Source organism: Salinivibrio kushneri (assembly GCF_005280275.1).
GTDB lineage: Bacteria > Pseudomonadota > Gammaproteobacteria > Enterobacterales > Vibrionaceae > Salinivibrio > Salinivibrio kushneri.
Genome location: NZ_CP040021.1, coordinates 2,788,718 through 2,814,829, shown reverse-complemented (window position 1 = coordinate 2,814,829; position 26,112 = coordinate 2,788,718). Strand labels below are relative to the sequence as shown.

Here is a 26,112-nt window from a genome sequence, read left to right as displayed (position 1 = left end):
GTTGCAGAAATGAGGCATGAACCATGGTGATTTCGACGGCGCGCATCGCGCAACGGATCCGTGAAGCACGGGAATTTAGTAAGATAACCCAAGTAGACATGGCGAAGCGTTTGAATGTCGCGCGCCAAACCTATTTGGATATGGAGTCGGGGAAAACGGATCCGAAAATCCTCGCGCTGGTCATGATAGCGGAAATTACCGGCCGACCCTTCAACTGGTTTGTGCATGGTGAAACGGATGAGCGAGACATCGCCTTCTCTCACCGTGATGATCTCGCCGCATTGACGAGCTTGCTGAGTCAGCTCCCGCAAATGGCACGACAGACAGTAATGGATAACGCGTTGTCCATTGCCGAATATGTGGTCACCCTGACCCCAGAGCCGCCAAACGAATAAACCCAGCCCGACATTAATGTCGGGCTTTTTATTGCGGATTAATCGGTGGTTTTTGACAGGAAAAAGCGATAAGCCGGGTTCGACGTCTCGTCTTTCCAGCCATACCCAAGCTCCCGCAAATGGGCCGTAAAAGCGAGCAAGTCCTGGTCGCCAATTTCGAAGCCGCACAGTACGCGACCATAGTCCGAACCATGGTTACGATAATTGAACAGGCTGATGTTCCAATGGGTGCCCAAGGTTTGCAAAAAGTGTAGTAATGCTCCTGGGTATTCAGGAAACTCAAAACTATAAAGCCGTTCACTGAGGTTGGCCAATGGTCGGCCACCAATCATATAGCGCACGTGCACTTTAGCCATTTCATCATCGGACAAATCTTCGACCGGATAGCCGGCTTGGCGCAAATCGCGCAGGATATTGTCCAACTCTTCTTGTCCGCCGAGTAATCTGACACCGACGAAGATATTGGCGAGATGGTCATCGCCATACCGATAATTGAACTCGGTGACGGCGCGATCGCCCAATATCTGACAAAAATTAAAAAAGGCGCCGGTTTGCTCGGGGATGGTGACAGCCAGTAAGCCCTCTCGCTTCTCGCCAAGCTCCGCGCGCTCAGAGACGTAGCGCAGCGAGTGGAAATTGGTATTGGCACCAGACAACACGGCCGCCAGCTGTTTATCTTTGAGCTGGTGCTTTTCCACGTATTGCTTCAGGCCGGCTAATGCCAAGGCGCCAGAGGGCTCGGAGATGGCTCGCGTATCCTCAAAGATGTCTTGCACCGCGGCACAAATCGCATCACTCGATACCGTGATGCTGTCATCTAAGTATTGCTGACAAAGCCGGAAAGACTCATCGCCGATACGTTTCACGGCCACACCGTCGGCAAAGGTGCCCACTCTGTCGAGCGTCACTGGGAAGCCAGCATCTAATGCCGCACGTAGACAGGCAGAGTCTTCCGCCTCGACGCCGATGACTTTGATGTTGGGCATCAGTTGTTTGATAAGCACGGCCACGCCCGCGGCGATGCCCCCGCCTCCAACGGGCAGAAAAATATAATCGAGGTGACCATTTTGTTGCACCAGCTCTAAGCCAATGGTGCCCTGTCCAGCAATCACTTGGGGATGATCAAAAGGGGGCACAAAGGTATAACCGTGTTCGTCGGCGAGCTGCTGTGCCATGCCTTTGGCTTCATCGAAATTATTACCGTGCAGCACCACATGGCCGCCGAAGCCGCGTACCGCGTCGACCTTAATGGCTGGCGTGGTGCGCGGCATCACGATGGTCGCTTTCACCCCAAGGCGGCTACCCGATAGAGCGACGCCCTGAGCGTGGTTACCCGCCGATGCCGCAATCACACCCGCTTTTTTTTGCGCCTCAGTCAGTTGCGCCATCATGTTGTGCGCGCCGCGTAGTTTAAATGAGTGGACCGGTTGGCGATCTTCACGCTTGAGCTGTACCTGATTATTGAAACGCTCAGATAAGCGCTTCATGGTTTGAAGAGGCGAGGTCATCGCCACTTCATAAACAGGCGCGCGCAAGATATCTCTAAGGTAATCAGCACCGTCCATCGGTTGTACCCTTGAGGGTTGGGCCTGTTGCATGCTTACTCCTCCAATTTACTGCGATCGCGCACCGCACCTTTATCGGCGCTGGTGGCGAGGCTGGCATAGGCTTTTAACGCGTAAGAGACCTGGCGTTGACGGTCTTTGGGCTTCCAGCCGCGTGCGTTTACTTCGGTGCGGCGGGTGGCCAGTGTCGCTTCGTCCACTAGCAGACTGATTTCGCGAGTGGGGATATCAATACGAATACGATCGCCGTTTTCCACTAACGCAATGGTGCCGCCGTTCGCTGCCTCGGGAGAGACATGACCAATAGACAGCCCAGAGGTGCCACCAGAGAAGCGCCCATCAGTGAGCAGGGCGCAGGATTTGCCCAATCCCATCGATTTTAAGTAGGTGGTGGGATAGAGCATTTCTTGCATGCCTGGCCCCCCTTTCGGCCCTTCGTAACGGATCACCACCACATCACCGGCTTTCACTTCCCCCCCGAGGATGGCATCCACCGCGTGGTCTTGACTTTCAAACACCACGGCTGGCCCTTCGAAGGTCAGAATACTTTCATCGACCCCAGCGGTTTTGACGATACAGCCATTGAGCGCGATATTGCCTTGTAGCACGGCTAAACCACCGTCTTGGCTAAAGGCGTATTCATGGGCACGGATACAGCCTGATTGGCGATCATCATCCAGGGTGTCCCAGCGACAGCTTTGCGAGAAAGCTTGGGTGGTACGAATGCCCGCTGGCCCGGCGCGATAGAAGGCTTTAATCGCTTCATCATCGGTTTGCACGATGTCGTATTGCGCCAGTTGCTCTTTGAGGCTCATGCCCAGCACGGTTTGTTGCTCGACGTTTAGCAGGTTGGCGCGCTGAAGCTCACCGAGGATCCCCATTACCCCGCCAGCACGGTGCACATCTTCCATGTGATATTGCGGCGTCGATGGCGCCACCTTGCAAAGGTGAGGCACTTGGCGTGACATACGATCGATATCATCCATATCGAAATGGACGTCGCCTTCTTGTGCAGCCGCCAGTAGGTGTAAGACGGTATTGGTTGACCCGCCCATGGCAATATCGAGCGCCATCGCGTTTTCAAACGAGGCGCGGTTGGCGATATTGCGCGGTAGGATGCTGTCATCGTCCTGCTCATAATAGCGCTTGGCCAGCCCGACTATCCGTTTGCCGGCGTTGATGAACAGTTGCTCACGGTCTGCATGGGTGGCGAGCATCGACCCATTACCGGGTTGGCTGAGCCCCAGCGCTTCGGTGAGACAGTTCATCGAGTTGGCGGTAAACATGCCGGAGCACGACCCGCATGTCGGGCAAGCGGAACGCTCAATCTGCTCGCTTTGCTCATCGGACACATCAGGGTTGGCCCCTTGCATCATGGCATCGACCAAATCGAGTTTTAGGATCTGATCGGAGAGCTTGGTTTTCCCCGCTTCCATGGGGCCACCGGAAACAAAGATCACCGGGACATTGAGTCGCATTGAGGCCATCAACATGCCCGGGGTGATTTTGTCACAGTTAGAAATGCAGACCATGGCATCGGCACAGTGTGCATTGACCATATACTCGACCGAGTCTGCGATAATCTCACGGGAAGGCAGTGAGTACAGCATGCCGCCATGACCCATGGCGATGCCATCATCAACGGCGATGGTATTGAACTCTTTGGCGATACCGCCTGCTTGCTCGATTTCCTTGGCGACCAGCTGACCCATGTCTTTGAGATGGACATGGCCGGGGACAAACTGGGTAAATGAGTTGACCACGGCGATAATGGGTTTGCCGAAATCATCATCTTTGACGCCAGTGGCGCGCCATAATGCACGCGCCCCTGCCATGTTGCGACCGTGGGTAGTCGTTTTGGAACGATAGGTTGGCATATTACGACTCCTTTGCCTTATGCGCTCTGGTCTGGGTAAACCGGGTCAAGCCAGCCCCATTTGTCTTCGGTGGTGCCATCAAATAAGCCAAAGAAGGCTTGTTGTAGTGAGGCGGTGATCGGGCCTCGCTGGCCCTCACCGACGGTGATCTGATCAACGCTACGCACCGGCACGATTTCTGCCGCGGTGCCGGTCATAAAGACTTCATCGGCTAGATACAGTGCTTCACGTGCAATCGGCTCTTCGCAAATGGTGAGCCCTTTTTCTTTCGCTAGGGTGATGATGGAATCACGCGTGAGCCCCGGCAAAATGGCACTGGTGGCGGGTGGGGTGCTGATCACACCATTTTTAACAATAAAGAGGTTCTCACCGGCCCCTTCGGACAGGTAGCCGCGTACATCTAAGGCAATGCCCTCGGCATAGCCGTGACGACGCGCTTCCCCCCCTACTAAGAGGGATGATAAATAGTTGCCGCCGGCTTTGGCCGCGGTCGGAATCGTGTTGGGGGCCGCTCGGTTCCAGCTCGACACCATGGCATCCACCCCTTGGGCGAGCGCTTCTTCCCCTAAGTAGCTTCCCCAGCTAAACGCGGCGATGATGATATCCATTTGTGTATCAGGTGGCGGGCAGACCCCTAGGCCAACGTTGCCCACAAACCCCAGCGGGCGAATGTAGGCAGAGCGTAGTTGGTTCACGCGTAAGGTTTCACGACACGCTTCCATCAGCGCGTCGACGCTGTAGGGGATTGGAAAACGATATATTTTGGCCGAGTCTTTCAAGCGCTGCATGTGCTCGCGATGGCGAAACACCACTGGGCCGTTCGGCGTGTCGTAGCAGCGGATCCCCTCAAACACCGAGGTACCATAGTGCATGGCGTGCGTGAGTACGTGCACGGTGGCATCCTGCCAAGCGATCATTTCACCGTTAGACCAAATGTAATCAGCGGTATTTGTCGACATTCTTTTCTTCCTTTTTGGTTATGCGCGTAGGGAGTGTGGCTGGGATGAGGACATCATGACCTCAGCCACGTCCCATAGCTTAGTCAGTTGTGGTCGCAAGGTCTCGATCGCTCTTTGGCTTTCGACGGTGACGTCAAAAATTACTTGGCCGCTTTCTGAAGGCAAAGACATATTGAATTGACAAACCGTAAAGCCGCGATGACGGATCACACGCAAAACACGCTCGAGCAGTTCAGGGCTGTGGGTGGCATGAATTGAAAACTGGTGTTGCATCATAAGTCTTGCTCCATCATTTGTTGGTTTGCCGCGCCGGGTGGTACCAGCGGCCATACGTTTTCCATCTCATCAATGGCAACATGCAGCAAATACGGGCCTTGATGTGCCATCAAGGTGTTGAGCGCGTCCTCGACTTCGTCTTTGCGCTGGATACTGTGTCCAGGAATATCAAAGGCGCGCGCTAGGGTGAGAAAGTCCGGGTTATCAGACAGGTCAGTTTCACTGTAACGTTGCTCGAAAAACAGCTGTTGCCATTGACGCACCATGCCCAAGCGTTGGTTATCCAGCAGGATGATTTTCACCCCGATCCCGCGACGCTTCAGTGTGCCCAGCTCTTGGACGTTCATCATGAATGAACCATCTCCGGACACCAACACCACTTCATCCTCGGGGCGAGCCACTTTGGCCCCCATCGCGGCAGGCAAGCCAAATCCCATGGTCCCTAGTCCTGCGGAGGTCAGCAGGTTCTCGGGTTGAGAGGGGCGAACATGTTGCGCGACCCACATTTGGTGTTGACCCACATCGGTGGCAACCACTGTGCTTGCAGGCATGCTATCGGATAAGTGTTTGAGTAAGGCGGGGGCATAGATCGCCTCGCCAGGGTGGTCGTAGCGCCACGCGTGAGTGGTTTGCCATTCGGTTATTTGCGCCCGCCATGCCGGTGAGGTATCAGGGCAGGCGAGTGCAGGGAGCACTTGATTGAGTGGGGCGCAAACCGGTGCTTGTGCGCGGCGCAGTTTATTGATTTCGGCGGCATCGATATCCAGGTGCACCACATTGGCATGGGGGGCAAAGGTATCGAGCTTGCCGGTCACCCGGTCATCAAAGCGCGCGCCGATGACAATCAGCAAATCAGACGCTTGCACCGCAAGGTTGGCCGCTTTGGTGCCATGCATGCCGAGCATCCCGAGGTAATACGGATAGTTTGCTTCAACTGTGCCCAAGCCTTTCAGCGTGCTCACGACAGGTAGCTGACTGTGATCCAAGTAATCACGTAATGCCTGGGTCGCTTTACCGAGTATCACGCCACCGCCCAAGTAGACCATAGGGCGCTCACTGGTTCGAATCAGCGCATTGGCCTTTTCGAGCGCTTGGTTGTCGACAGGATCAGCGTTTGCGGTGCGAACTTGAGTTTCCGTGTGTGGGATCAGTGCTTGTTGCACATCTTTAGCGATATCGACCAATACCGGGCCAGGACGGCCTGATTGTGCTATTTCGAATGCCTGCGCTAAGGTGGTAGTAAGCTCGGCCGGATCAGTGACCAGAAAACTGTGTTTGGTGCAGGCAAGCGATAAGCCGAGGACATCAATCTCTTGAAAGGCATCCGTTCCAATTAGCGGACTGGCAACTTGGCCGGTGATCGCGACCACGGGCACCGAGTCCATCATTGCATCGGCAAGCCCGGTGACTAAGTTAGTGGCGCCCGGCCCTGATGTCGCCAGGCAGACGCCAGGGCGGCCACTGGCGCGGGCATACCCGATGGCGGCCATCGCCGCGCCTTGTTCGTGGCGACATAAAATATGTTCAACCCCACCATCATAGAGGGCATCATACACAGGCATGATGGCACCGCCTGGATACCCAAATACGGTTTCAACGCCTTGCTTATGTAAGGCTTCCACAACCCATTGTGCACCTGTCATCCTCGTCCCTCCCCGTATGAACGGGGAGGGCAGGCGGGCGAATGATCGGTCTCTGCGCTCTCCATCATTGTTGCTTCCGTTGTCGCGTGGCTATCGCCACATGAATGAAAAAAGCCCCCGAACCTGTTGGTTGCGGGGGCTTGGTTGCGATGTTGCTGCTGTATTTCGCGTACCTAAACCCCTCGCGGCATAATGACCACGATGAGGCGAATAATTAGGACGATAGCGAAGTTAAGCATTTGTCTGTCTTTTCTTGTCGTTAGCCCATTTTATGAGCTTTTTGTTAATTTGTTTTTTGTTTATGCCTGCTTGTTACAGGTCAGTCACGAACCCGATCTGTCGCCGAGTCTCGTGTTTAATTGTTGTGCATTTGTAGTGGTATCACAGACCTCACTCGCATGACAAGAAAAAAATACTCTTAATCATAAATTGGCTCGGCACTATAAGAGCCGGGTTTCATAGTGGCTAACAAGGGCAACGCGGAGAGAAAATGGCATTAGCGATAGTGCACAGTCGAGCCTGTGTGGGCGTGCAAGCACCAAATGTAACGGTAGAAGTGCATATATCCAATGGTTTACCTGGTTTTGCGCTGGTGGGGCTGCCGGAAACCACGGTGAAAGAAGCCCGAGACAGGGTGAGAAGTGCGATTGTGACCTCTAACTTTGAGTTCCCATCACGTCGGATCACCGTTAACCTTGCACCGGCTGACTTACCCAAAGAAGGTGGACGGTTTGATTTACCGATTGCACTTGGGATCTTGGTGGCGTCTGGGCAACTGCCGGAGAAGCGGCTCAACGAATTCGAGTTTTTGGGGGAGCTGGCTTTGTCTGGGCAGCTACGGCCGGTTAAAGGGGCCTTGCCCGCCGCGCTTGCCTGTCAAAAAGCGCAGCGCGCACTGGTGGTGCCAGATGATAACGCCAGCCAGGTCGCATTGGTGGACAATGAGCGCCATGTGTCCGCCCCTGATCTGATTGCGGTGGGTCAGCACCTGACAGGCCAACAAAGCCTTTGTTTGAATACAAACCAGGTTGAGGCCCCCGATCCACCGCCGACCCGGTGTTTGCGTGACATTATCGGCCAACAGCAAGGCAAGCGGGCGCTCGAAATCGCCGCGAGTGGCTCTCACAATCTCCTTTTTGTTGGCCCACCCGGCACCGGCAAAACCATGCTGGCCTCGCGTTTGTGCGATTTACTCCCGCCCATGAATGATGAAGAAGCACTGGCCTCCGCGGCGGTGACTTCTTTAACCCAGCAACCCTTGCATGAAGGAAATTGGCGTCAGCGCCCGTTTCGTAGTCCCCACCACTCAAGCTCGATGGCGGCGTTGGTCGGGGGTGGCACCGTCCCGCGCCCGGGAGAGATCTCTTTGTCGCACCATGGGGTGCTGTTTTTAGATGAAATGCCAGAGTTCGAGCGCCGGGTGCTTGATGCCCTGCGTGAGCCGCTAGAGTCGGGGGAGATTATTATCTCTCGCGCCAATGGCAAAACCCGCTTTCCCGCGCGCTTTCAGTTGATAGGCGCATTAAACCCTAGCCCCACAGGCCATCATGAAGGAGAGCTCGCGCGTTCAAACCCACAGCAAATCTTGCGCTATTTAGCCCGTTTGTCTGGGCCATTATTAGATAGGTTTGATATGTCGATTGACATCCCAGCACTGCCAAGAGGGAGCCTCTCCAATGGTGGAGACCGTGGTGAGTCAACGGAGGTGGTAAAAGCCCGAGTTGAAGCGGCGCGCACGCGGATGGTGGCGCGTCAAGGTAAGGTTAATGCGTTGCTAAGCAATCGAGAAATGGAACAACATTGCCAACTGGCTCAAACCGATGCGGCATTTTTAGAGCAAGCCTTGCATCGTTTGGGGCTGTCTGTGCGGGCGTATCATCGGATTATAAAAGTGGCGAGAACCATTGCGGATTTGGCCGATGTTGACACCATCCAGCGCTCTCACCTTGCTGAGGCGCTGGGGTATCGGGCGATGGATGGCTTATTACGCCACCTCAACGCCCAAGTCAGCTAATTACTTTTGGGTAAGCAAGAAGTTGATCAACTGAAAGTATTCTTCAGGGGTTTCCACTGTTTTCGGCGTGACATGATACTTGCCGTTCACGACCACGGCAGGGACGCCGCGCAGGCCCGCCTTTTCGAATGATTGGTCAAAACGCTTCGCCATTGAGTTGGCTGCAAAGCTGTTGTAAGCACCATCAAACTCTTGGCCATCAATGCCGTTATCAACAAACATTTGGCGCACCTCGGCCAATGATTTGGGTGGGTTTTGCGCCGCGTGAATGCGATCAAACATCACCGGAATGATAGTGTCTTGTGCGTTAAGTACCACGGCGGTTGCGTATGCACGGGTGACGACACTGCCCATATCACCGCCCATAAAGGAGACGTGATTTTTCACCACTTTGGCGTTGTCGGGCACCTGCTGCTTAAGCTGTTGAACCAATGGCTCAAATTGATAACAGTGCGGGCAGTAGAAGGAGAAAAACTCGGTGACGGTCGGTGTCTCCGTGGCTGGCGTGTCCAGCACTTGGTAGTCTTCGCCCGCCTTGAAACGGCCCGGCTTGGCATCAGCCACCTCAATGGGTGCTGCTGGCTCAGACTGGGTTTGTGAAGACTCTGCTGTTTGCGTGGTTTGTGATGACGTTTGTGTCACGCTTTCAGGCTCAGAGCAGGCGGTTAAGCCTAGGATGAGTAGGACAGGAAACAGTTTTTTTAACATGATTGAATGACTCTCCGTTATCGATTGAGCGCTTACGGGTACAGCGTAAGCGGTGGCGCTTGTAGGGTAGCAAGTTGTTCTTTAAACGCCAGTACTTGACCTTCCCAGTATTTTGCATCAGCAAACCAAGGAAATGCACGAGGAAAAGCAGGGTCTTGCCAGCGTTTTGCTAGCCACGCCATATAGTGCACCATTCTCAGACCACGCAATGGCTCGATCAGTTGCAATTGGTCGGCGGGGAATTCACGAAATTCGCGATAACCCTCCGCCAAGGTATCGAGTTGGGCAAGCTGATCGGCACGACTGCCGTTTAAAAATAGCCACAAGTCTTGAATCGCAGGGCCGTTACGCGTGTCATCAAAATCCACAAACAGCGGACCGTCGCGCCACAGAATGTTGCTGGGATGGCAGTCACCGTGCAAGCGGATAGCCGGCCAGTCTGTATGCCAGCGTGCGGCAATGGCGTCGATCAAGTGGTCAAGATCAGAGAAAAAGGTCGCCTGAATGCCTTCTGGGATAAGACTTGCCTCATTTAATACCTGACGAGGCTGATAAAGATGACTGTCGAGATCGAACTTTGCCCGTTCCTGGAAGGGGGTCGCCGCGCCCACTTGGTGTAGGCGGCCAAGGTAACGGCCGACCGCCTCAAGTTGATCCCAATTATCCACTTCAAAACCCCGGCCGCCGACACTGGGAAACAACGCAAAACGAAACCCCTCGGCGGTAAACAGGCTTGTTCCCTCGCGGTAGATAGGCGCCACCACGGGAATATCGGCTTGGGCGAGCTCATGGCAGAACGCGTGCTCTTCAAGAATTTGCGCGTTAGACCAGCGCCCGGGCCGGTAAAACTTCACCACATAGCGCTGGCCATCATCAGCGACAAATTGGGCAACACGGTTTTCATAGCTGTTCAGCGCAAGCAAGCCTGATTGGGGATAGATCCCCACTGACTCAATCGCATTTAACTGAACATCTGGCGTTAGTGTATGAAAATCAAAGCCATGGTCAGTCATGAGTATTCCGTCTGTGTGGCAAAACGCCATAGTAACAAATAAAAAGAGCGCTGCCTGCGCCCTTTTCGTCTGCATACGGTGTGGCGATTAAAGGTCAGTGATAAACCGACTCTCCGCCGTGACCACTTTTTGCTCCTCACCCGATTCGCGTTCCATCACAAAAGTGATATCAGCGATACGCTGTTCCATCTCATAGGTATCAACCGCGAGGCTGATGGGTAATGAGAACACTTCTCCGGCTTGGACATTGACCGTCTGCGGGCCATGCCATTCCACATCGTTTAGCCCATTCACTGACAGCTGATAGATCTCATCCGATTGGGTTTTATTGAGGATTTTTAAGGTATAGGTGTTTTCGACTAATCCTTGGTTGTTGATGCGATAAAGCTGGTTACGGTCACGAATCACATCCAGCTCCATGGGCATCACTGACATCGCCAAATAGATAAACATGGCAGTCACGATAGTCATGACAACCCCGTAGCCAAGGAGCTTAGGTCGCATCACGGCCGTTTTCTTGCCTTCTAGTTTGTGCTCGGTGGTGTAGCTAATCAGTCCACGCTCATAGCCCATGCGATCCATGGTTTCATCGCAGGCATCGATACAGGCACCACAGTTGATACATTCGTATTGCAAGCCATCACGAATATCGATGCCTGTTGGGCAGACTTGCACACATAAATTACAGTCAATGCAGTCACCGAGCCCCAACTCTTTCGGATCTTTTTTACGAGGACGTGGGCCGCGTTTTTCACCGCGCTTGGCATCATACCCGACAATGAAGGTGTCTTTGTCGAACATGGCTGACTGGAAGCGCGCGTAAGGGCACATGTGGATACACATAATCGAGCGCATCCAGCCGGCGTTACCATAGGTACAAGCGGCAAAGAAGATCACCCAAAAACCGACCCAGAAGCTGGTATCAAAGGTGACTAAATCGATGGCTAACTCGCGCATCGGCACAAAGTAGCCGACGAAGGTCATCCCAGTCACCAAGGAGATCGCCCACCACGCTGCATGCTTAGCGGTTTTGCGCGCGGCTAGCTCAGGCGTCAGTTTTAACGAGTCTTGCTTGCGGCGTTTATTGGCCGCGCCTTCGAGTTTTTCCTCAAACCAAATAAACAAAAAGGTCCATACCGTTTGCGGGCATAAGTACCCACACCACACGCGGCCAAGAAAGGTGGTGATGAAGAAAAGGCCAAATGCCGCGAGCATCAACAAGGCAGCCAGCAAGGTAAGGTCTTGTGGCCAGAGTGTGGTGCCAAAAAAGGTAAACTTCTGATTACCGATATCGAGTAAGATGGCTTGGCGTCCTTGGTATGGGAGCCATGGAATGGCGAGGAACACCAGCATGAAAAACCAGCCCATATAGCGTCGCATACGCTGGTAATAGCCTTTTACCGCACGCACATAAATACGATTGCTCGGATTGAATCGGTCGTCAGCCCCTTTGTGAGTTTTGGGGTTGTACTCTTTTGCAGTCACGTCTTTGACGTTGATTTTTTTATCGCTCATGACATTGGCTTTCCTTGGGGTATGGGTCCATGGTGCATTGCCAGGCCCTGATTATCATTGTTGCCTGTAATTGTAGCGCAGCGAATTCCTTGAATACGCTACCAGAGTCATAGTTTGCAACATAGCCACAAACTCAATGAAATCTAGCTATAACAGACGATTAGCCAGACTGCTTTCACGACGATTGCTGAGGCGGGATCCCGCGCGCGCGCAAAATCGCGGCTTTAAAATCGCCTTCACAATCTTTGGCTAGCCCAGGAATGGGGGCATCAGTGTCTTCTAGTCGCATCTTAAGCTGATAGATCAAGGTATCGTCTGATAACGTGGTGATATCCTGACCATGACCCGCTTCATCAGCGATCTGGATGAGCACTTGCATCAGAGAACAGTCAGGGGTTTTTTGCCAAGATTGATTGAGTAGGTCGAGCAGCTCATTGATACGGTGGCATTGCATAGGGCATCCTTAGTGTGGCACGTAAAAAATGCCATTTTGCCCGACCACACTGAAGTGAAACTTAGCCAGGATCAATTTCCGCTCAGGTGGTGATTAATTAATCGGCATCACGCGATTACGGCCTAAGTTTTTAGCTTGATACAAGTGCTGATCGGCACGGTAAATCAGATCGGCACTCGACTCCGTTTTCTCTTCATCATATTCTGCGACGCCAATGGAGACGGTAATATGATCCAAGGTTCGGCCGCGACGTCGGTCTTTGATCACCATGCGATCAATCGCGGCGCGCAATGTTTCGGCGGTGCGTTTGGCGGTACTCAACTTTTTTTGTGGTACCAATAACGCAAACTCCTCGCCCCCATAGCGAAAGGCTTGTACGCCATCCCGACAGTAATCGAGGATCCGCTTAGCGACCTGCTTTAATGCGATATCACCGAGCACATGACCATAAGTATCATTGAGCTTTTTGAAGTGGTCGAGATCAATGAGTATCAAGCAAAACGGCCAGGTTTGTGGGCTATCAATGTAGGCGGTGAGCTCGCGCTCAAAGGCTGCACGGTTAAGCAAACCGGTTAAGCCATCATGAGTGGCTTGTTCTGTCATCTCTGCCAAGTTTTGCTTCAATTGCGCAATCTCTTGCTGCGCGTCATTAAGCTGGTGCTTAAAGTAGCGGGTCGACTGGGTCAGTGCTTGCGAGTCTTTGACCACGTTGCGTACCACAGCAATGGTCTCATCAATGGATAGCCCTTCGTTTTCGACCCGTGACAGCTGTTCAAAGGTGTTATCGAGCACCGAATGAAAAGCGTCAGTATCTTGGATCGTATCTGACATCGAGTGAGTCATTTCGGTCATCATCGATTCTAAGCTTTGCTTTAATGCATTGATGTCTCGACTATGTTTATCGGCCATGTGTTTTTGGTAGAGCATATCGCTTTGCAGCGGGCTGCAGGTACCGTGCTCATCCACCGTGGCATCGACATCCGCGTTAAGTTTGGCGTCGGTATTGGCGACATAGGTGTACCACAAGGCATAGTTGGTGGGCGTGGTCGGCACCTTATATTTCATCATCAAAGGCACCGCTTTTTTGAGGAAGCTGGTAGATTGCTGAAATTGATCGTCCGACATGGCGTTCCTTTCTGCGTTGTCGATACCAAGAGAGCTTTTATTAGTGTATACCCAAAGTGATTGGAACGGCAGTAGACAGCGAAAAACCGTGAGCCTGCAGGCAACAACGCCTGCAGGATAGGATTAAAGGAAGAAAGGACTGGGCTGGAACAGGCGCTCAACGTCAGGAATGTATTTTTTGTTCACCAAGAACAACACCACATGGTCGTCTTGCTGAATCACGGTTTTGTCGTGCGCAATTAGCACTTCATCGCCGCGCACCACGGCACCGATCGTGGTACCTGGTGGCAGTTTGATTTCGCCGATGGCGCGCCCGACCACTTTCGAGGTGGATGCATCCCCATGGGCGATTGCCTCGATGGCCTCGGCGGCACCGCGTCGTAGTGACGAGACATTAACAATGTCTGCGCGGCGAACATGGGTGAGCAGCGCAGATATCGTCGCCTGTTGAGGGGAGATGGCAATATCAATTACCCCGCCTTGCACCAAATCCACATAAGCGCCGCGCTGGATAAGCACCATGACTTTTTTGGCGCCAAGGCGTTTCGCCAACATCGCCGACATAATGTTGGCTTCATCTTCGTTGGTGACCGCGATAAATACATCAATCTGATCAATGTGCTCTTCACTGAGCAGCTCTTGGTCGGAGGCGTCACCACAAAAGACCGTAGTTTCTTCCAGTAACTCAGAAAGGTGCTCGGCGCGGGTCAGGTTACGTTCAATCAACTTCACACTGTATTGACGCTCCAACGCCATCGCGAGGCCTGCCCCGATATTACCACCACCAACAATCATGATGCGTTTGTAGGGCTTTTCAAGGCGCTGCAACTCACTCATCACCGAACGAATATGGTTACTCGCGGCGACGAAAAATACTTCGTCATCGGCTTCAATGATGGTGGTACCTTGCGGGCGAATCGGGCGATCACGACGGAAAATAGCGGCGACACGCGTATCCACATGCGGCATATGTTCACGCAGCGCCGACAAGGCCTTTCCGACTAAAGGACCACCGTAATACGCTTTAACCGCAACCAGACCGACCTTTTTGTCAGCAAAACTGACCACCTGTAAGGCACCTGGATATTCAATCAGACGACGAATATAACGAGTCACCAACTCTTCAGGGGCGATAAGGTGGTCAACCGGACACGCATCACTGTTAAACAGTTGCTCTTTCACCGCTAAGTATTCAGGGCTGCGGATCCGGGCAACACGGTTGGGGGTATTAAATCGGGTATACGCGACCTGGCAGGCGATCATATTGGTCTCGTCTGAGTTGGTCACCGCGACCAGCATATCCGCATCTTGAGCCCCCGCCTCTTGCAGCGTGGTCGGATGGCTGGCAAACCCTTGCACCACACGTAAGTCATATTTGTCTTGCAGCTCACGCAGTCGTTCCGGGGCGCGGTCAACAATGGTGATATCGTTGTTTTCCCCCACTAGGTTTTCTGCCAAGGTGCCGCCGACTTGGCCTGCACCCAAGATGATGATTTTCATGCTACTGTCACTCCCTGCCTAGTCGCATAAAGGCTTTTCTAGGCATGCGTAATAGAAACCGTCCATGTCGTCTTCGCCTGGTAAAATCTGGCGACCAGGCTGCGTTTGCGTGCCGGTGCGTAGTATCGCGGAAGGCTCACGGGCTAAAAAGGCACGGATTTGCTCGCTGTTTTCATCCGGTAACACTGAGCAAGTGGCGTAAACCAGCGTACCGCCTGGTGCTAATTGCTGCCACATTGCGTCTAAAATCTCTGCCTGTAACGTGACCAAGGCGTGAATATCACTGTCACGACGCAGCCACTTTATGTCGGGATGACGTCGGATCACGCCGGTGGCAGAGCAAGGGGCATCCAGCAAAATACGATCAAATGTCGGCCCTTGATGCCAAGCGCTCGGCTCGCGGGCATCCGCGTGTTTCACTTCAGCATTAAGGCCCAACCGCGACAGGTTCTCTTTGATCCGCGACAAGCGGTTTTCATCGGCATCAATGGCCGTCACTATGGCATCAGGTTGATGCTCAAGAATATGACAGGTTTTCCCGCCTGGCGCGGCACAGCAGTCGAGAATATGTTCTGCAGACGCGGGTTGGAGATAATCGACAGCCAGCTGCGCGGCGGCATCTTGTACCGACACCCAGCCTTGGTCAAAGCCGGGTAGGCGAGACACATCACACGGCGCGTCGAGCTTCAGCGCATCCATCGCATCTGGGTGAGCACTGGCACCAATACCGGCTTGTTGCAGCTCTGAGTGGTAGCTTTCTCGTGAATGGTACTGGCGATTGACACGCAGCCACATCGGCGCCTTTTGATGATTTGCCGCCACAATGTCTTGCCAATTGGAGGGGTAGGCGGCCTGAAGGCGTTTGAGTAACCAGCTGGGGTGACAATAAAGCCCGGCCTCGTGTGCTTGACTCGCTTGGTCTAGCGCCGCTTGATCGCGTTGATAATTGCGCAAAATGGCGTTAATCAATCCACGTAATTGTGGGCGCTTCAATGGCTTGGTGGCGTTGACAGTTTCAGCCACCGCTGCATGGGCAGGGATCCGCATGTAGCTAATCTGATACAGCCCGACCAGTAGCAAGTGATGGAAAACACGTTGCTTGCCTTTCAGTGGCTTGTCCATCAGGGCTTGCACGATATACTCTAAGCGCGGCAGCCAGCGTAACGTGCCGTAACACATCTCTTGCAACAAGGCGGCGTCGCGTGGCGCGATCTGCTGTTGAGCAAGAGGAAGCTGCTGTGACAGTGATTGGCCCTGATCGACCACGTGATACAGAACGCGGGCAGCCGCGGCTCTTACATTCATATGTTTACCTATGCAAAGGTCAAATTGGCATCAAACGATGATGTTAGCCAGATAAAAAAAGGCCAGCGTACTGGCCTTATCGTCATGCAGGGCACGATTAACCTACAGTTGGGTACCCGTTTCAAACCATTCACGGCGAGCATTCAGCAGCTCATGTGCTTGCATGGCTTTTTTGCCTGGTGGCTGAAGTTGGGTCAGCTGGATCACGCCTTTTCCGGTCGCGACCTGAATGCCGTGTTTGTCAGTGTTGATCACTGTGCCTGGTGCCGCGTCCACGTCGATATCTAGTGCGTTAGCGTCCCATACCTTGATGTTTTGCTCTCCTAAGGTGAAGTAGCTGATCGGACGTGGGTTAAATGCGCGCACACAACGTTCGATAAAGGCGGCATCTCGCTGCCAATCGATTTGCGCTTCTTGCTTACTCAGCTTTTCAGCGTAGTTGGCTTTGGCATCGTTTTGTGGCTCGGCAAGAATAATGCCGTTAGCCATGTCATTAAGGCAGTCGATCAATGCCTGCGGCCCCAGCTCTGCAAGTCGCTGATACAGGCTGCCACTGGTCTCTTTCTCATCAATGGGTAAGGTGGCAATTTTGAGCATGTCGCCGGTATCGAGCCCCTCATCCATCTGCATGATGGTGACGCCGGTCTCATTGTCGCCGGCCCATACGGCTCGCTCGATAGGGGCCGCGCCACGCCAGCGAGGCAGGATGGAGCCATGGACATTCACACAGCCTAATCGAGGTGTATCCAAGACCGCTTTGGGGAGAATAAGCCCGTAAGCGACAACCACCATCACATCAGCATTCAAGGCAGCCAGCTCGGCTTGCGCTTGTTCATCACGCAAGGTGCGGGGTTGGTAGACGGGTAAGTCATGCTCAAGGGCGAGCTGTTTCACCGGGCTGGCGGTAAGCTTTTTTCCTCGGCCAGCGGGTTTATCTTCACGGCTATAAGCCGCAATCACCTCATGCTCACTGTCGAGCAGGGCTTGCAAATGGCGCGCGGCAAAATCCGGCGTGCCCGCAAATACTATACGCAGCGGTGTGCTCAAAGTGACCTCAACTTGCTTTTTGGTTAGCGCGTTTGATTTTTTCCATCTTCTGCTTGATGCGTTGTCGCTTCAGTGGCGAAAGATAATCAACAAAAAGCTTACCTTCTAGATGGTCAAGCTCATGCTGAACACAAATCGCGAGTAGGTCGTCGGCATCAAACTGAATAGGGTTACCATCGCGATCCAGCGCTTTTACTGTCACTTCGGCCGCACGAGGGACCAATGCACGTGCGCTGGGCACAGATAAGCACCCTTCTTCAATACCATCTTCACCACGCTTTTCGATGATTTCGGGGTTGATAAGCACCATGGGTTGATCACGGGTGTCAGACACATCAATCACCACCATGCGTTGGTGAAAATCTACTTGCGTGGCCGCGAGACCAATACCGTCTTGGGCGTACATGGTTTCAACCATGTCATCAGCCATTTTTTGGATCTCAGGCGTGACAGCATCCACTGGCTTAGCCACGGTGCGAAGGCGCTCATCTGGGAATGTTAATACGTTCAGTAAAGCCATAACGTCTCATAAAAATTGAACTGTGCCGAAAGCGGCACGGGGTAATTGGGTTAATTCTAGACATTTTACCAGCCAATTGACAGCATCAGCATCATTCGTCGGGTGAGGAAGACATTGATGACAAGAAAGCTATTCAATCTGGCCGCTGCTGGGTTATTGGTTGTCGCGCTACCAATACTGGCAGCCGGTCCTGCCGAGAGTCAGCGTTATGTGGTTGAGCGGGGAGATACCTTGTGGGACATCGCCGCCACCTTTTTTGATAACCCTTGGCAGTGGCCCAAGGTATGGTACGCGAATCCGGCTATAAACGATCCCAACCTAATTTACCCCGGTGATGTGCTGACGCTCACATGGCAAGCAGGACAACCTACCGTCAGCTATCAGCCCCAAGAGGCGATCGCGCCGCACGGAAAGGTGTCCGATACACCGGCACTCACCAGCGTTGATTCGAGGCTGCTTCCCTATTTACGACAGGACATGTTGGTCGAAAAAGCGCGCTTGGTCGCCTTGCCTCGCGTGCTTGGCTCGACCGATGGACGTCAATATCTTTCCCTACACGATACCCTATATGTGGATGCCGCGCTGAATGCTAAAGACTGGCAGGTTTTTCGGGTTGAGAAAACTTTCTCGCGCACCGAGAAGTCAGGCGCTGGCGCTGAATCTACCGCTATGGTGAGCTTAAAACATGTGGCTGATGGGCGTATCCGTGCGCAAAGCCAAGGGCGCAGTGTGCTGACACTCACAAGCGTGGTGCAGGAAGTGCGCCCCAATGATGTCTTGTTACCTTTGCCTGAGAAAACGTCTCCTCGGTTTTGGCCCCAAGCGGCGCAAATCGACGCCACGTTATTAGGGCACCTTTATGGCAGTGAGTATGTGGCGAATGGCCAGCTTGTGGTGCTCGATAAAGGCGCCAAAGATGGCGTAACCGCCGGGCAAATGTTTACTGTCACTGAAGCTGGCGCCAACGTGTTAAATGGCCCCGGTGAATATCGCTATCAAAACGCGAACGAAAGCACGACACAGGCCATCACACCCATGCCTGATGTGACAGTGGGACAAACCATGGTGGTTCGGGCCTATCCCTGGGTTAGTTTGGCGGTGATCACCCAAGCGCGTCAGCCTATCAAAGCCGGCATGCATGCGGTGCCGCCTTCTCCTCAACCGGCCTATGGACGATAAATCGCTGCGAGGATGGTTGACGCTGACCCAAGTGCCGCGGTTGCGCGTCTCGCAACGGCGCGCGCTGTTGGCCAAAGTGCCCATCGATGCGTTATGTGACCAAACGCATTATGAGCTTGCCGCGGTTGGCTTAACCGCTGAGCAATGTCAGGCGATCACCCACCCCAACCATGCCATGATTGAACGCAGCCTTAAGTGGGCGAGGCAAGATAATTGCCACCTTATTGGCTTTGATCATCCTGCCTACCCGGCACTACTCAGAGAAATCTCACGGCCACCTTTGGTCTTGTATGTGCAAGGGGATCTCTCTTGCTTGGCGATGCCCCAGTTGGCGATGGTGGGCAGCCGTCACGCGACCCCACAAGGTTTAGAGACAGCGTATCAATTTGCTAAACAACTGGTTGAGCATGGTGTTGCGATTACCAGTGGGCTTGCGCTTGGCATTGATGGCCGGGCACACAAAGGCGCACTTGAAGGCGGCGGTAAGACTTTGGCGGTGTTGGGAAGCGGACTTGCCAATGTGTATCCCGCGCGACATCGCGCATTGGCCAAGCGAATTGAAGCGCAAGGGGCTCTGGTTTCCGAGTTTTGGCCAGACGCGCCGCCAAGGGCCGAACACTTTCCGCGCCGCAATCGACTGATCAGTGGGTTGTCGGCGGGTGTATTGGTGGTAGAGGCCGCACCGCAAAGTGGGTCACTGATCACGGCGCGTTATGCGCTAGAGCAAAACCGGAGTGTGTTTGCGATTCCCGGTCCCATTGACCAAGTCCAATCGCGCGGTTGCCACCAATTGATAAAACAAGGTGCGGTGTTAGTTGACTGTGTTGATGATATTATAAGTGATGTGGATAGCTTGGTGCAGTTTGCTGTGAGTCAGCAACATGAATTATTTAGTGATGCACCCAAGTTAGATACGCACGAAGGATTGCCATTTTCTGCGCTGTTGGCTAACGTAGGGACTAACGCGACGTGTGTCGACGTACTGGCTGAGCGCTGCAACCAACCGGTTCACGAAATCATGATGCAGTTGTTAGACTTAGAACTCCAGGGGCTTGTAGCAGCAGTACCCGGTGGCTATGTCAGAACGAGGAGGGGCTAGCCATGATGGACATTCTTATGTACCTGTTCGAAACCTACATCCATAGCGATGTGGAAGTGATGATCGATCAGGACGAATTAGCAGATGAATTGTCCCGCGCGGGTTTTCATCAAGACGATATATATAAAGCCCTGAACTGGCTTGAAAAGCTGGCACAGTTGCAATATGCGGATAAACAGCCTTACCTATCAGGCAGTGCCCAAAGCTCGATTCGAATCTATACCGAGCAAGAAACACGCTTTATCGACCAAGAAAGCCGAGGCTTCCTCTTATTCTTAGAGCAGGCTGGGGTGCTGTCACCGGAAACGCGTGAAATGGTGATCGATCGGGTGATGGAACTCGAGACCCAAGAATTTGGTCTTGATGACCTAAAATGGGTGATTTTGATGGTGCTGTTTAACGTGCCCGGTAACGAGCGTGCGTATACACAGATGGAAGACATGCTGTACGACGCACAAGAGGGATACGTGCACTAGCGCTTCTCAACAACAGTGAAAGGTGTGAATGAGTAAAGAAAACACCCCGAACACCCAGGAGCGCTGCCCGGAATGTGGCAGCGCTCTTGCATTTAAATCGGGCAAACGAGGCCCGTTTTTGGCCTGTACGGCCTACCCAGACTGCCACTATACCAAGGCGTTACATCATGGCGATGGCCATGTAGTGAAAGCGCTTGGCGTGGCTTGCCCGGCGTGTCATCAGGGAGAATTGGTGTTACGTCAAGGTCGATTCGGTATGTTTATTGGCTGCGATCAGTTCCCACAATGTACGCATATCGAAAAACCGGACGAACCCGATCATACCACCCTAACCTGCCCTGCCTGCCACAAAGGTGAGCTGGTGGAGCGTACCTCGCGTTACGGTAAGCGTTTTTTTGCCTGTGACCAGTACCCTAAGTGCCATTTTGCAGTAAACGCACAACCGATAGCTGGCACCTGCGAACAATGTGGCTTTGCGCTGCTGGTGGAGCGTAAGAAAGGCGGCAAGACGGTGCATCAATGTGCCGATAAGCCCTGCAGCGCGATTCAAGGTGAATCGGCTGCAGAATCGGAGAGTGAGGATTAGTCGGTTTGCGCGGCAAGAGCCAGTGCAGCCGATTTTAAACCGTGAAAAGCATTGTCGGGGAGGTAGCTGGCGAGGCTGGCTAATTTGGTGGCAAGCTCTGCGTTCGATGTGGCCGTGACATTAATATGACCCACTTTGCGCCCCGGACGAGGCGTTTTGTTATACCAATGCACATGGGCATCACGATAGGTCGCAAGCGGAACACTGCCTTGGCCTAAGACATTAATCATCGCCGTTGGCTGGATTAACTCGGTCGGGCCGAGGGGTAAGCCGCTGACGGCGCGCAGGTGGTTTTCAAACTGGCAACATGCGCTGCCTTGCTGTGTCCAGTGACCGGAGTTGTGCACCCGAGGTGCTATCTCGTTCACCAGCAAGCTGCCGTCCACATCAAAGAATTCCACTGCGAGCACACCCACATAGTTCAGCGCGCTAGCAATCTTTTCCAACATGTCCGCTGCCTGTGTTTGCAAGGCATCCTCATCCGGGCGCACCACAGACAGGGTCAATATCCCATCATGGTGGTGGTTTTGGGTCAGGCTATAGCTGGCAAATTCACCATTCGCGCCACGCACACCAATCAGTGACACTTCTCGGTCAAAAGGGATCATAGCCTCGGCAATGATGGCTTGCCCATCGCGCTGTCCGGGCGCGGTGAGAAAGGCGTCGAGCTCGGCCCATAATGCGTGAAGATCATCGCCGTCACGATAGCGCCATTGTCCTTTGCCGTCATAACCATCCAAGGTACTTTTGAGGACCAAGGGCGCGCCCAGTGCGTCGACTGCCTTTTCTAAATCCGCCTGTGTATACACCACACGGTACGGCGCATTGGCGACGCCTGCTTGCATCAGTAGGGCTTTCTCAATTTGGCGATCGCCACCGGTTAGAATTGCCTGGGCGCTGGGGCGTAATTTCCCGCTTTGCTCACAGTGATGCAAGATATCGGCGGGGATATGCTCAAATTCCGCGGTGATAATATCTGCGCCGGCGATGGCCGTATTGAGGCCGTGCCCCAGTGGTTGCAGCGTCAGTGGGTGAATAATGTCGCCACTACGCACATCATAGGCGCTGACGATAAGATTGAGCGGCGCGCCGGCCAAGGCCATCATCCGGGCCAGTTGTCCCGCGCCTAACACCAGAATATTCATGGTTTTACCCTTGTGGGTTGGGTTGAGCGAGAACAGCCTCAGTTTGCACTTGGCGAAACGCATCCACTTTTGTCATCAAATCAGGGTCGGCCGTGGCGAGAATTTGTGCTGCAAGGAGGCCTGCATTCGCGGCGCCTGCGTCACCAATGGCGAGCGTACCCACTGCCACGCCTTTAGGCATTTGAGCAATAGAAAGCAATGAGTCCATGCCCTTTAACGCTTTTGACTGGACCGGTACGCCGAGTACCGGCAGGCTGGTGTGTGCGGCGGTCATCCCAGGTAGATGGGCGGCACCCCCGGCACCGGCAATAATCACTTTAATCCCGCGCTCGGCCGCTTGTTGGGCGTAGTCGGCAAGTAACTGTGGTGTGCGATGGGCGGAGACAATACGGGTTTCGTAAGGGATGGCAAAGTGATCCAACATAGCCGCTGCATGTGTCATGGTAGGCCAATCGGATTGCGAGCCCATGATGATACCGACAGTCATAATACGTCCTTCTTGATGACAAGCGTGAATAGGTTAAGCTGAGCGTGGCGCGAATTATACCCAGATTTCATCGCAAGGAAAACGTTTGCGTCAGCGGTGGGGGATGAAATTCCGTCAAGATCCCAGTGCGTGGATCAGGTAAAGTACGCATATAGTCTCAGTAACAAAGGATGTGAGCGTGGCACACGGTCAGTCGACAATTGATAAGCAAGCCGTGAAGGCTTTTTTCCTCCAGCTTCAAGATGATATTTGCCAACAGCTTGCGCAAGAAGATGGTCAAGCGCATTTTATTGAAGATGCGTGGGAGCGTGAGAAAGGAGGTGGTGGCCGCAGTCGCGTCCTGCGTCAGGGCCACGTATTTGAGCAAGCGGGAGTGAACTTCTCGCACGTATTTGGCGATCAAATGCCTGCCTCGGCGACCGCGCACCGCCCAGAGCTTGCCGGTCGCTGTTTTGAGGCCATGGGGGTGTCGTTAGTGATCCATCCTCACAACCCTTACGTGCCGACCTCACACGCGAATGTGCGGTTTTTCATTGCCGAAAAAGAAGGCGCTGATCCTGTGTGGTGGTTTGGCGGCGGCTTTGACCTTACGCCTTTCTATCCGTTCGAAGAAGACTGCCAGCACTGGCATGAGACCGCCAAAGCTTTGTGCGCGCCCTTTGGTGATAGCGTGTACGCTGATCACAAAGCATGGTGCGATCGCTATTTTTATCTGCCCCATCGTGATGAAACCCGTGGCGTCGGCGGGCTTTTCTTTGATGATTTGAACCAATGGCCATTCGAGCAGTGCTTTGCCTATACCCAAGCGGTTGGAAAAGGTTTTATCGATGCTTACCTGCCGATTGTACAGCGCCGCAAGGCAACGCCCTATGGTGAGCGTGAACGCGATTTCCAGCTTTACCGCCGCGGACGCTATGTCGAATTTAACTTGGTGTATGACAGAGGCACGCTATTTGGCTTACAAAGTGGCGGGCGCACCGAGTCTATCCTGATGTCGATGCCGCCGATGGCGCGCTGGGAATATAATTGGTCACCCGATGAAGACGCGCCGGAAGCGAGACTCTATCGCGACTATCTTAAACCGAGGGAGTGGTAACAGATGACCGATCGTTATTGCGTGGTCGGCCATCCGATTGGCCACAGTAAGTCGCCGCAGATCCACGCCGCATTTGCGACACAAACTCAACAAGACATCGACTATCAAGCCATTGAGGCGCCGCTTGAAGGCTTTGTGACCACCATGCAGGCGTTTTTTGCGCAAGGAGGGTGTGGCGCCAATGTGACCGTGCCTTTTAAACAGCAAGCGTATGATTGGGCCGATACACTGACAGAGCGTGCCCGCCGCGCCGGTGCCGTGAATACACTGGTTAAGCAAAGCGATGGTTCCCTACTGGGTGATAATACGGATGGGGCCGGCTTGGTGACTGACTTACACTATCACCATGTGGCACTGCGCGATAAGCGTATTATGGTTGTGGGAGCGGGCGGTGCAGCACGGGGTGTGTTACTTCCTTTACTGGAGCAAGCGCCAGCATCGCTGATGATGGTGAATCGCACCGAGCAAAAAGCCCAGCAACTAGCCGCTGCATTTGGTGAGGCCGGACCGATCACCCGTCATGCCGTGGATAAACCCATGGCGGCGCCCGTTGATGTGATCATTAACGCGACCTCGGCGAGCTTACATCAAAGCCATCCTCCTGTTCCTCACGGCGCAATTGGCCCAGCGACCACTGTCTATGACATGGTGTATCAAGCTGGCTGCACAACCAGCAATCAATGGGCGCAGCGCCAAGGAGCAGGGCGGTGTTTAGACGGTTTGGGTATGCTAGTGGAACAAGCGGCGGAAAGCTTTGCCCTATGGCGTGGCTGTCGGCCACAAACCGAACGTGTGCGTGAGCAGTTAAGAGAGGCACTCAATCAATGAACCAATCCCTTATTCTGGCTGCGGACGAAGCGCAGGTCGATACGGCAAAGGCCCGTGTTTGTTTTTACGGCCAACTTAATGGTGCATTGTTACCATGCGCTGTCCGCTTTACCACCTTATCTGCGCTCGCCGGCTGTGCGGTAGACTCGGATAATGCGCAGGTGATTGTCGAACAGGTTTGGTTTGATATTGAAGAGCAAATGGAAGCGGCCATCGAATCAGAAGCGTTTGAACCCGATGGCAGCTTGGTGATCTAGCGCTCGCAGCGGTAGATGTCTTTGGTGTCGACATAGTTTTGCGCTGAGCGTGCAAAATAAGCACGCTCTTTGTCGGTAAGGGGGCGAACCTGTTTGACCGGTGAGCCAACATACAGGTAGCCGCTCTCTAAGCGTTTTCCGGGCGGGACTAAACTGCCAGCGCCAATCAGCACTTCATCTTCAATCACAGCGTCATCGAGAATAATCGTCCCCATTCCCACGAGGACTCGGTTGCCAATCCGGCAGCCGTGTAACATGACCTTGTGGCCGATTGTCACTTCTTCGCCAATGATCAGCGGGTAACCTTGTGGGTTTTCGGCATTTTTATGGGTGACATGAAGGACTGAGCCATCTTGTACATTGGTCCGTGCGCCAATCTGGATATGGTTCACGTCACCACGTGCCGCAACCAACGGCCAAATACTCACATCATCGCCTAGCGTGATATCGCCAGCTAAGACACTGGATTCATCAATATAGACGCGTTCGCCAAGCTGAGGCTTCATGCCTTTATAGGCGCGCAGCTGTTTTACCATCACAAATCCCTCTTTTCTCTCTTAACAGTGCTAAATAGCGGCGAGTTTGATACCATTTTTACACCCTAGCGAGAAAAAAAACAGCGAGTGACAGTTTTTTTCTAAAAAACACCTAAAAAGGACTTGCCAACCTGATCAGCTTCTCTATAATGCGCCTCCATCGACACGGCACGCAGGGCAAGCGTTCAGCGAGCATATCGAGGAAAAAATCAAATAAAAATAAACGCTTGACGTGAGTTTTTAAAAGATTAAGATAGCCGTCCACTTAACGCTAAGCGTTAGGGAGGTCAAAAAGAGGTTTTGTTTCACCCGGTTGGGTTGAAAATAAAAGATAAAATTTCTTCTTGACTTTAACGGTAAGGCGCGTAAGATACGCAGCCCTGACCGAGCGAAGCGCCGCTTCGCACAGTCAACGCTCTTTAACAATTTGACCTATGCAATCTGTGTGGGCACTCGTTAAGAATAGACAAAAAGATTTATTCAATGAACTGAGTGACCAAACGACAA

The 26,112-nt window shown here is 53.3% G+C and carries 26 protein-coding genes; 9 read left to right on the top strand and 17 right to left on the bottom strand.

Translation table 11 applies throughout. The annotated features are described in order from the left end of the window. Positions 1-23 precede the first annotated feature (23 nt). Positions 24-395, top strand: a complete 372-nt coding sequence (locus FCN78_RS12950; RefSeq protein WP_069362338.1) for a helix-turn-helix domain-containing protein — start codon at positions 24-26, stop codon at positions 393-395. A 38-nt stretch (positions 396-433) separates the two neighbouring features. Here FCN78_RS12950 and ilvA read toward each other — a convergent pair whose 3' ends face one another. From ilvA to ilvG, 5 genes are read right to left on the bottom strand one after another with little or no spacing between them, the layout of a single operon-like run. Further along, positions 434-1,993 carry a threonine ammonia-lyase, biosynthetic gene (ilvA, locus tag FCN78_RS12945; RefSeq protein WP_069362339.1) on the bottom strand — a complete coding sequence of 520 codons (1,560 nt, stop codon included), beginning with the start codon at positions 1,991-1,993 and terminating at the stop codon, positions 434-436. Between the two features lie 2 nt (positions 1,994-1,995). Then, positions 1,996-3,837, bottom strand: coding sequence for a dihydroxy-acid dehydratase (ilvD, locus tag FCN78_RS12940; protein WP_077486774.1), 1,842 nt, complete (start codon positions 3,835-3,837; stop codon positions 1,996-1,998). A 17-nt stretch (positions 3,838-3,854) separates the two neighbouring features. Continuing rightward, positions 3,855-4,796 carry a branched-chain-amino-acid transaminase gene (gene ilvE / locus FCN78_RS12935; RefSeq protein WP_077486775.1) on the bottom strand — a complete coding sequence of 314 codons (942 nt, stop codon included), beginning with the start codon at positions 4,794-4,796 and terminating at the stop codon, positions 3,855-3,857. 18 nt (positions 4,797-4,814) lie between these two features. Further along, positions 4,815-5,072: an acetolactate synthase 2 small subunit gene (gene ilvM, locus FCN78_RS12930; protein ID WP_069362342.1), complete on the bottom strand. Its 258-nt coding sequence runs from the start codon at positions 5,070-5,072 to the stop codon at positions 4,815-4,817. Then, positions 5,069-6,715: an acetolactate synthase 2 catalytic subunit gene (gene ilvG, locus FCN78_RS12925; protein WP_077659784.1), complete on the bottom strand. Its 1,647-nt coding sequence runs from the start codon at positions 6,713-6,715 to the stop codon at positions 5,069-5,071. Before ilvG ends, ilvM begins: the two co-directional genes overlap by 4 nt. 490 nt (positions 6,716-7,205) lie before the next feature. Here ilvG and FCN78_RS12920 point away from each other — a divergent pair, with 490 nt between their 5' ends. Further along, the gene (locus FCN78_RS12920) at positions 7,206-8,729 is read left to right on the top strand and encodes a YifB family Mg chelatase-like AAA ATPase (RefSeq protein WP_077659783.1); all 1,524 of its coding nucleotides are present in this window, start codon (positions 7,206-7,208) and stop codon (positions 8,727-8,729) included. On the opposite strand, the gene FCN78_RS12915 is transcribed toward FCN78_RS12920, so the two are convergent. From FCN78_RS12915 to def, 9 genes are all read right to left on the bottom strand, one after another. Further along, positions 8,730-9,437, bottom strand: coding sequence for a thiol:disulfide interchange protein DsbA/DsbL (locus FCN78_RS12915; protein WP_077458606.1), 708 nt, complete (start codon positions 9,435-9,437; stop codon positions 8,730-8,732). It lies immediately after the preceding gene. Between the two features lie 32 nt (positions 9,438-9,469). After that, complete coding sequence (locus tag FCN78_RS12910) at positions 9,470-10,450, bottom strand: serine/threonine protein kinase (RefSeq protein WP_069362345.1); 981 nt, start codon at positions 10,448-10,450, stop codon at positions 9,470-9,472. 87 nt (positions 10,451-10,537) lie between these two features. After that, positions 10,538-11,965: a cytochrome c oxidase accessory protein CcoG gene (gene ccoG, locus FCN78_RS12905; RefSeq protein WP_069362346.1), complete on the bottom strand. Its 1,428-nt coding sequence runs from the start codon at positions 11,963-11,965 to the stop codon at positions 10,538-10,540. 175 nt (positions 11,966-12,140) lie between these two features. After that, complete coding sequence (locus FCN78_RS12900) at positions 12,141-12,419, bottom strand: YihD family protein (RefSeq protein ID WP_069362347.1); 279 nt, start codon at positions 12,417-12,419, stop codon at positions 12,141-12,143. 93 nt (positions 12,420-12,512) lie between these two features. After that, a complete protein-coding gene (locus tag FCN78_RS12895; RefSeq protein ID WP_069362348.1) occupies positions 12,513-13,544 on the bottom strand; it encodes a GGDEF domain-containing protein in 1,032 nt (343 codons plus the stop codon). Positions 13,545-13,667: 123 nt separating this feature from the next. Then, a complete protein-coding gene (gene trkA, locus FCN78_RS12890) occupies positions 13,668-15,044 on the bottom strand; it encodes a Trk system potassium transporter TrkA (protein WP_077659782.1) in 1,377 nt (458 codons plus the stop codon). An 18-nt stretch (positions 15,045-15,062) separates the two neighbouring features. Then, positions 15,063-16,349 carry a 16S rRNA (cytosine(967)-C(5))-methyltransferase RsmB gene (gene rsmB / locus FCN78_RS12885; protein WP_077659781.1) on the bottom strand — a complete coding sequence of 429 codons (1,287 nt, stop codon included), beginning with the start codon at positions 16,347-16,349 and terminating at the stop codon, positions 15,063-15,065. Between the two features lie 102 nt (positions 16,350-16,451). Continuing rightward, a complete protein-coding gene (fmt, locus tag FCN78_RS12880; RefSeq protein WP_069362351.1) occupies positions 16,452-17,396 on the bottom strand; it encodes a methionyl-tRNA formyltransferase in 945 nt (314 codons plus the stop codon). Positions 17,397-17,403: 7 nt separating this feature from the next. Beyond that, entirely contained in the window at positions 17,404-17,916 is a 513-nt protein-coding gene (def, locus tag FCN78_RS12875) for a peptide deformylase (protein WP_069362352.1), read from the bottom strand. A 117-nt stretch (positions 17,917-18,033) separates the two neighbouring features. Between def and FCN78_RS12870 the strand changes: the two genes are divergently transcribed. Genes FCN78_RS12870 through FCN78_RS12855 form a run of 4 tightly spaced genes read left to right on the top strand, consistent with a single transcriptional unit; the run spans position 18,034 to position 21,256 of the window. Further along, on the top strand, positions 18,034-19,095 hold the full coding sequence (locus FCN78_RS12870) for a LysM peptidoglycan-binding domain-containing protein (protein WP_077659780.1): 1,062 nt from the start codon (positions 18,034-18,036) through the stop codon (positions 19,093-19,095). Continuing rightward, positions 19,085-20,194 (top strand): DNA-processing protein DprA, encoded by a 1,110-nt coding sequence (dprA, locus tag FCN78_RS12865; RefSeq protein WP_077458612.1) that lies wholly within the window; start codon positions 19,085-19,087, stop codon positions 20,192-20,194. The genes FCN78_RS12870 and dprA overlap by 11 nt, the downstream gene beginning before the upstream one ends. A 2-nt stretch (positions 20,195-20,196) precedes the next feature. Continuing rightward, complete coding sequence (locus FCN78_RS12860) at positions 20,197-20,670, top strand: DUF494 family protein (RefSeq protein WP_069362355.1); 474 nt, start codon at positions 20,197-20,199, stop codon at positions 20,668-20,670. Between the two features lie 28 nt (positions 20,671-20,698). Next, positions 20,699-21,256, top strand: coding sequence for a DNA topoisomerase family protein (locus tag FCN78_RS12855; RefSeq protein WP_077600249.1), 558 nt, complete (start codon positions 20,699-20,701; stop codon positions 21,254-21,256). Here the strand turns inward: FCN78_RS12855 and FCN78_RS12850 are convergent. After that, positions 21,253-22,401: a 5-(carboxyamino)imidazole ribonucleotide synthase gene (locus FCN78_RS12850; protein ID WP_077659779.1), complete on the bottom strand. Its 1,149-nt coding sequence runs from the start codon at positions 22,399-22,401 to the stop codon at positions 21,253-21,255. The genes FCN78_RS12855 and FCN78_RS12850 overlap by 4 nt on opposite strands. Before the next feature lie 4 nt (positions 22,402-22,405). Next, complete coding sequence (purE, locus tag FCN78_RS12845; protein WP_077458615.1) at positions 22,406-22,888, bottom strand: 5-(carboxyamino)imidazole ribonucleotide mutase; 483 nt, start codon at positions 22,886-22,888, stop codon at positions 22,406-22,408. Positions 22,889-23,066: 178 nt separating this feature from the next. Between purE and hemF the strand changes: the two genes are divergently transcribed. From hemF to FCN78_RS12830, 3 genes are read left to right on the top strand one after another with little or no spacing between them, the layout of a single operon-like run. Continuing rightward, entirely contained in the window at positions 23,067-23,984 is a 918-nt protein-coding gene (hemF, locus tag FCN78_RS12840) for an oxygen-dependent coproporphyrinogen oxidase (protein WP_077650185.1), read from the top strand. A 3-nt stretch (positions 23,985-23,987) separates the two neighbouring features. Beyond that, positions 23,988-24,812, top strand: coding sequence for a shikimate dehydrogenase (gene aroE, locus FCN78_RS12835; protein ID WP_077650186.1), 825 nt, complete (start codon positions 23,988-23,990; stop codon positions 24,810-24,812). Continuing rightward, the gene (locus FCN78_RS12830) at positions 24,809-25,069 is read left to right on the top strand and encodes a DUF1488 family protein (protein ID WP_077650187.1); all 261 of its coding nucleotides are present in this window, start codon (positions 24,809-24,811) and stop codon (positions 25,067-25,069) included. Before aroE ends, FCN78_RS12830 begins: the two co-directional genes overlap by 4 nt. On the opposite strand, the gene FCN78_RS12825 is transcribed toward FCN78_RS12830, so the two are convergent. Then, complete coding sequence (locus tag FCN78_RS12825; RefSeq protein ID WP_077650188.1) at positions 25,066-25,605, bottom strand: gamma carbonic anhydrase family protein; 540 nt, start codon at positions 25,603-25,605, stop codon at positions 25,066-25,068. The two genes, FCN78_RS12830 and FCN78_RS12825, sit on opposite strands and share 4 nt — an antisense overlap. Between the last annotated feature and the right edge of the window lie 507 nt (positions 25,606-26,112).

What these genes read in the sequence shown, in the direction of transcription:
- FCN78_RS12950 (WP_069362338.1), top strand. Translation starts at nt 24, where the DNA reads ATGGTGATTTCGACGGCGCGCATCGCGCAACGGATCCGTGAAGCACGG.
- ilvA (WP_069362339.1), bottom strand. Translation starts at nt 1,993, where the DNA reads ATGCAACAGGCCCAACCCTCAAGGGTACAACCGATGGACGGTGCTGAT.
- ilvD (WP_077486774.1), bottom strand. Translation starts at nt 3,837, where the DNA reads ATGCCAACCTATCGTTCCAAAACGACTACCCACGGTCGCAACATGGCA.
- ilvE (WP_077486775.1), bottom strand. Translation starts at nt 4,796, where the DNA reads ATGTCGACAAATACCGCTGATTACATTTGGTCTAACGGTGAAATGATC.
- ilvM (WP_069362342.1), bottom strand. Translation starts at nt 5,072, where the DNA reads ATGATGCAACACCAGTTTTCAATTCATGCCACCCACAGCCCTGAACTG.
- ilvG (WP_077659784.1), bottom strand. Translation starts at nt 6,715, where the DNA reads ATGACAGGTGCACAATGGGTTGTGGAAGCCTTACATAAGCAAGGCGTT.
- FCN78_RS12920 (WP_077659783.1), top strand. Translation starts at nt 7,206, where the DNA reads ATGGCATTAGCGATAGTGCACAGTCGAGCCTGTGTGGGCGTGCAAGCA.
- FCN78_RS12915 (WP_077458606.1), bottom strand. Translation starts at nt 9,437, where the DNA reads ATGTTAAAAAAACTGTTTCCTGTCCTACTCATCCTAGGCTTAACCGCC.
- FCN78_RS12910 (WP_069362345.1), bottom strand. Translation starts at nt 10,450, where the DNA reads ATGACTGACCATGGCTTTGATTTTCATACACTAACGCCAGATGTTCAG.
- ccoG (WP_069362346.1), bottom strand. Translation starts at nt 11,965, where the DNA reads ATGAGCGATAAAAAAATCAACGTCAAAGACGTGACTGCAAAAGAGTAC.
- FCN78_RS12900 (WP_069362347.1), bottom strand. Translation starts at nt 12,419, where the DNA reads ATGCAATGCCACCGTATCAATGAGCTGCTCGACCTACTCAATCAATCT.
- FCN78_RS12895 (WP_069362348.1), bottom strand. Translation starts at nt 13,544, where the DNA reads ATGTCGGACGATCAATTTCAGCAATCTACCAGCTTCCTCAAAAAAGCG.
- trkA (WP_077659782.1), bottom strand. Translation starts at nt 15,044, where the DNA reads ATGAAAATCATCATCTTGGGTGCAGGCCAAGTCGGCGGCACCTTGGCA.
- rsmB (WP_077659781.1), bottom strand. Translation starts at nt 16,349, where the DNA reads ATGAATGTAAGAGCCGCGGCTGCCCGCGTTCTGTATCACGTGGTCGAT.
- def (WP_069362352.1), bottom strand. Translation starts at nt 17,916, where the DNA reads ATGGCTTTACTGAACGTATTAACATTCCCAGATGAGCGCCTTCGCACC.
- FCN78_RS12870 (WP_077659780.1), top strand. Translation starts at nt 18,034, where the DNA reads ATGACAAGAAAGCTATTCAATCTGGCCGCTGCTGGGTTATTGGTTGTC.
- dprA (WP_077458612.1), top strand. Translation starts at nt 19,085, where the DNA reads ATGGACGATAAATCGCTGCGAGGATGGTTGACGCTGACCCAAGTGCCG.
- FCN78_RS12860 (WP_069362355.1), top strand. Translation starts at nt 20,197, where the DNA reads ATGATGGACATTCTTATGTACCTGTTCGAAACCTACATCCATAGCGAT.
- FCN78_RS12855 (WP_077600249.1), top strand. Translation starts at nt 20,699, where the DNA reads ATGAGTAAAGAAAACACCCCGAACACCCAGGAGCGCTGCCCGGAATGT.
- FCN78_RS12850 (WP_077659779.1), bottom strand. Translation starts at nt 22,401, where the DNA reads ATGAATATTCTGGTGTTAGGCGCGGGACAACTGGCCCGGATGATGGCC.
- purE (WP_077458615.1), bottom strand. Translation starts at nt 22,888, where the DNA reads ATGACTGTCGGTATCATCATGGGCTCGCAATCCGATTGGCCTACCATG.
- aroE (WP_077650186.1), top strand. Translation starts at nt 23,988, where the DNA reads ATGACCGATCGTTATTGCGTGGTCGGCCATCCGATTGGCCACAGTAAG.
- FCN78_RS12830 (WP_077650187.1), top strand. Translation starts at nt 24,809, where the DNA reads ATGAACCAATCCCTTATTCTGGCTGCGGACGAAGCGCAGGTCGATACG.
- FCN78_RS12825 (WP_077650188.1), bottom strand. Translation starts at nt 25,605, where the DNA reads ATGGTAAAACAGCTGCGCGCCTATAAAGGCATGAAGCCTCAGCTTGGC.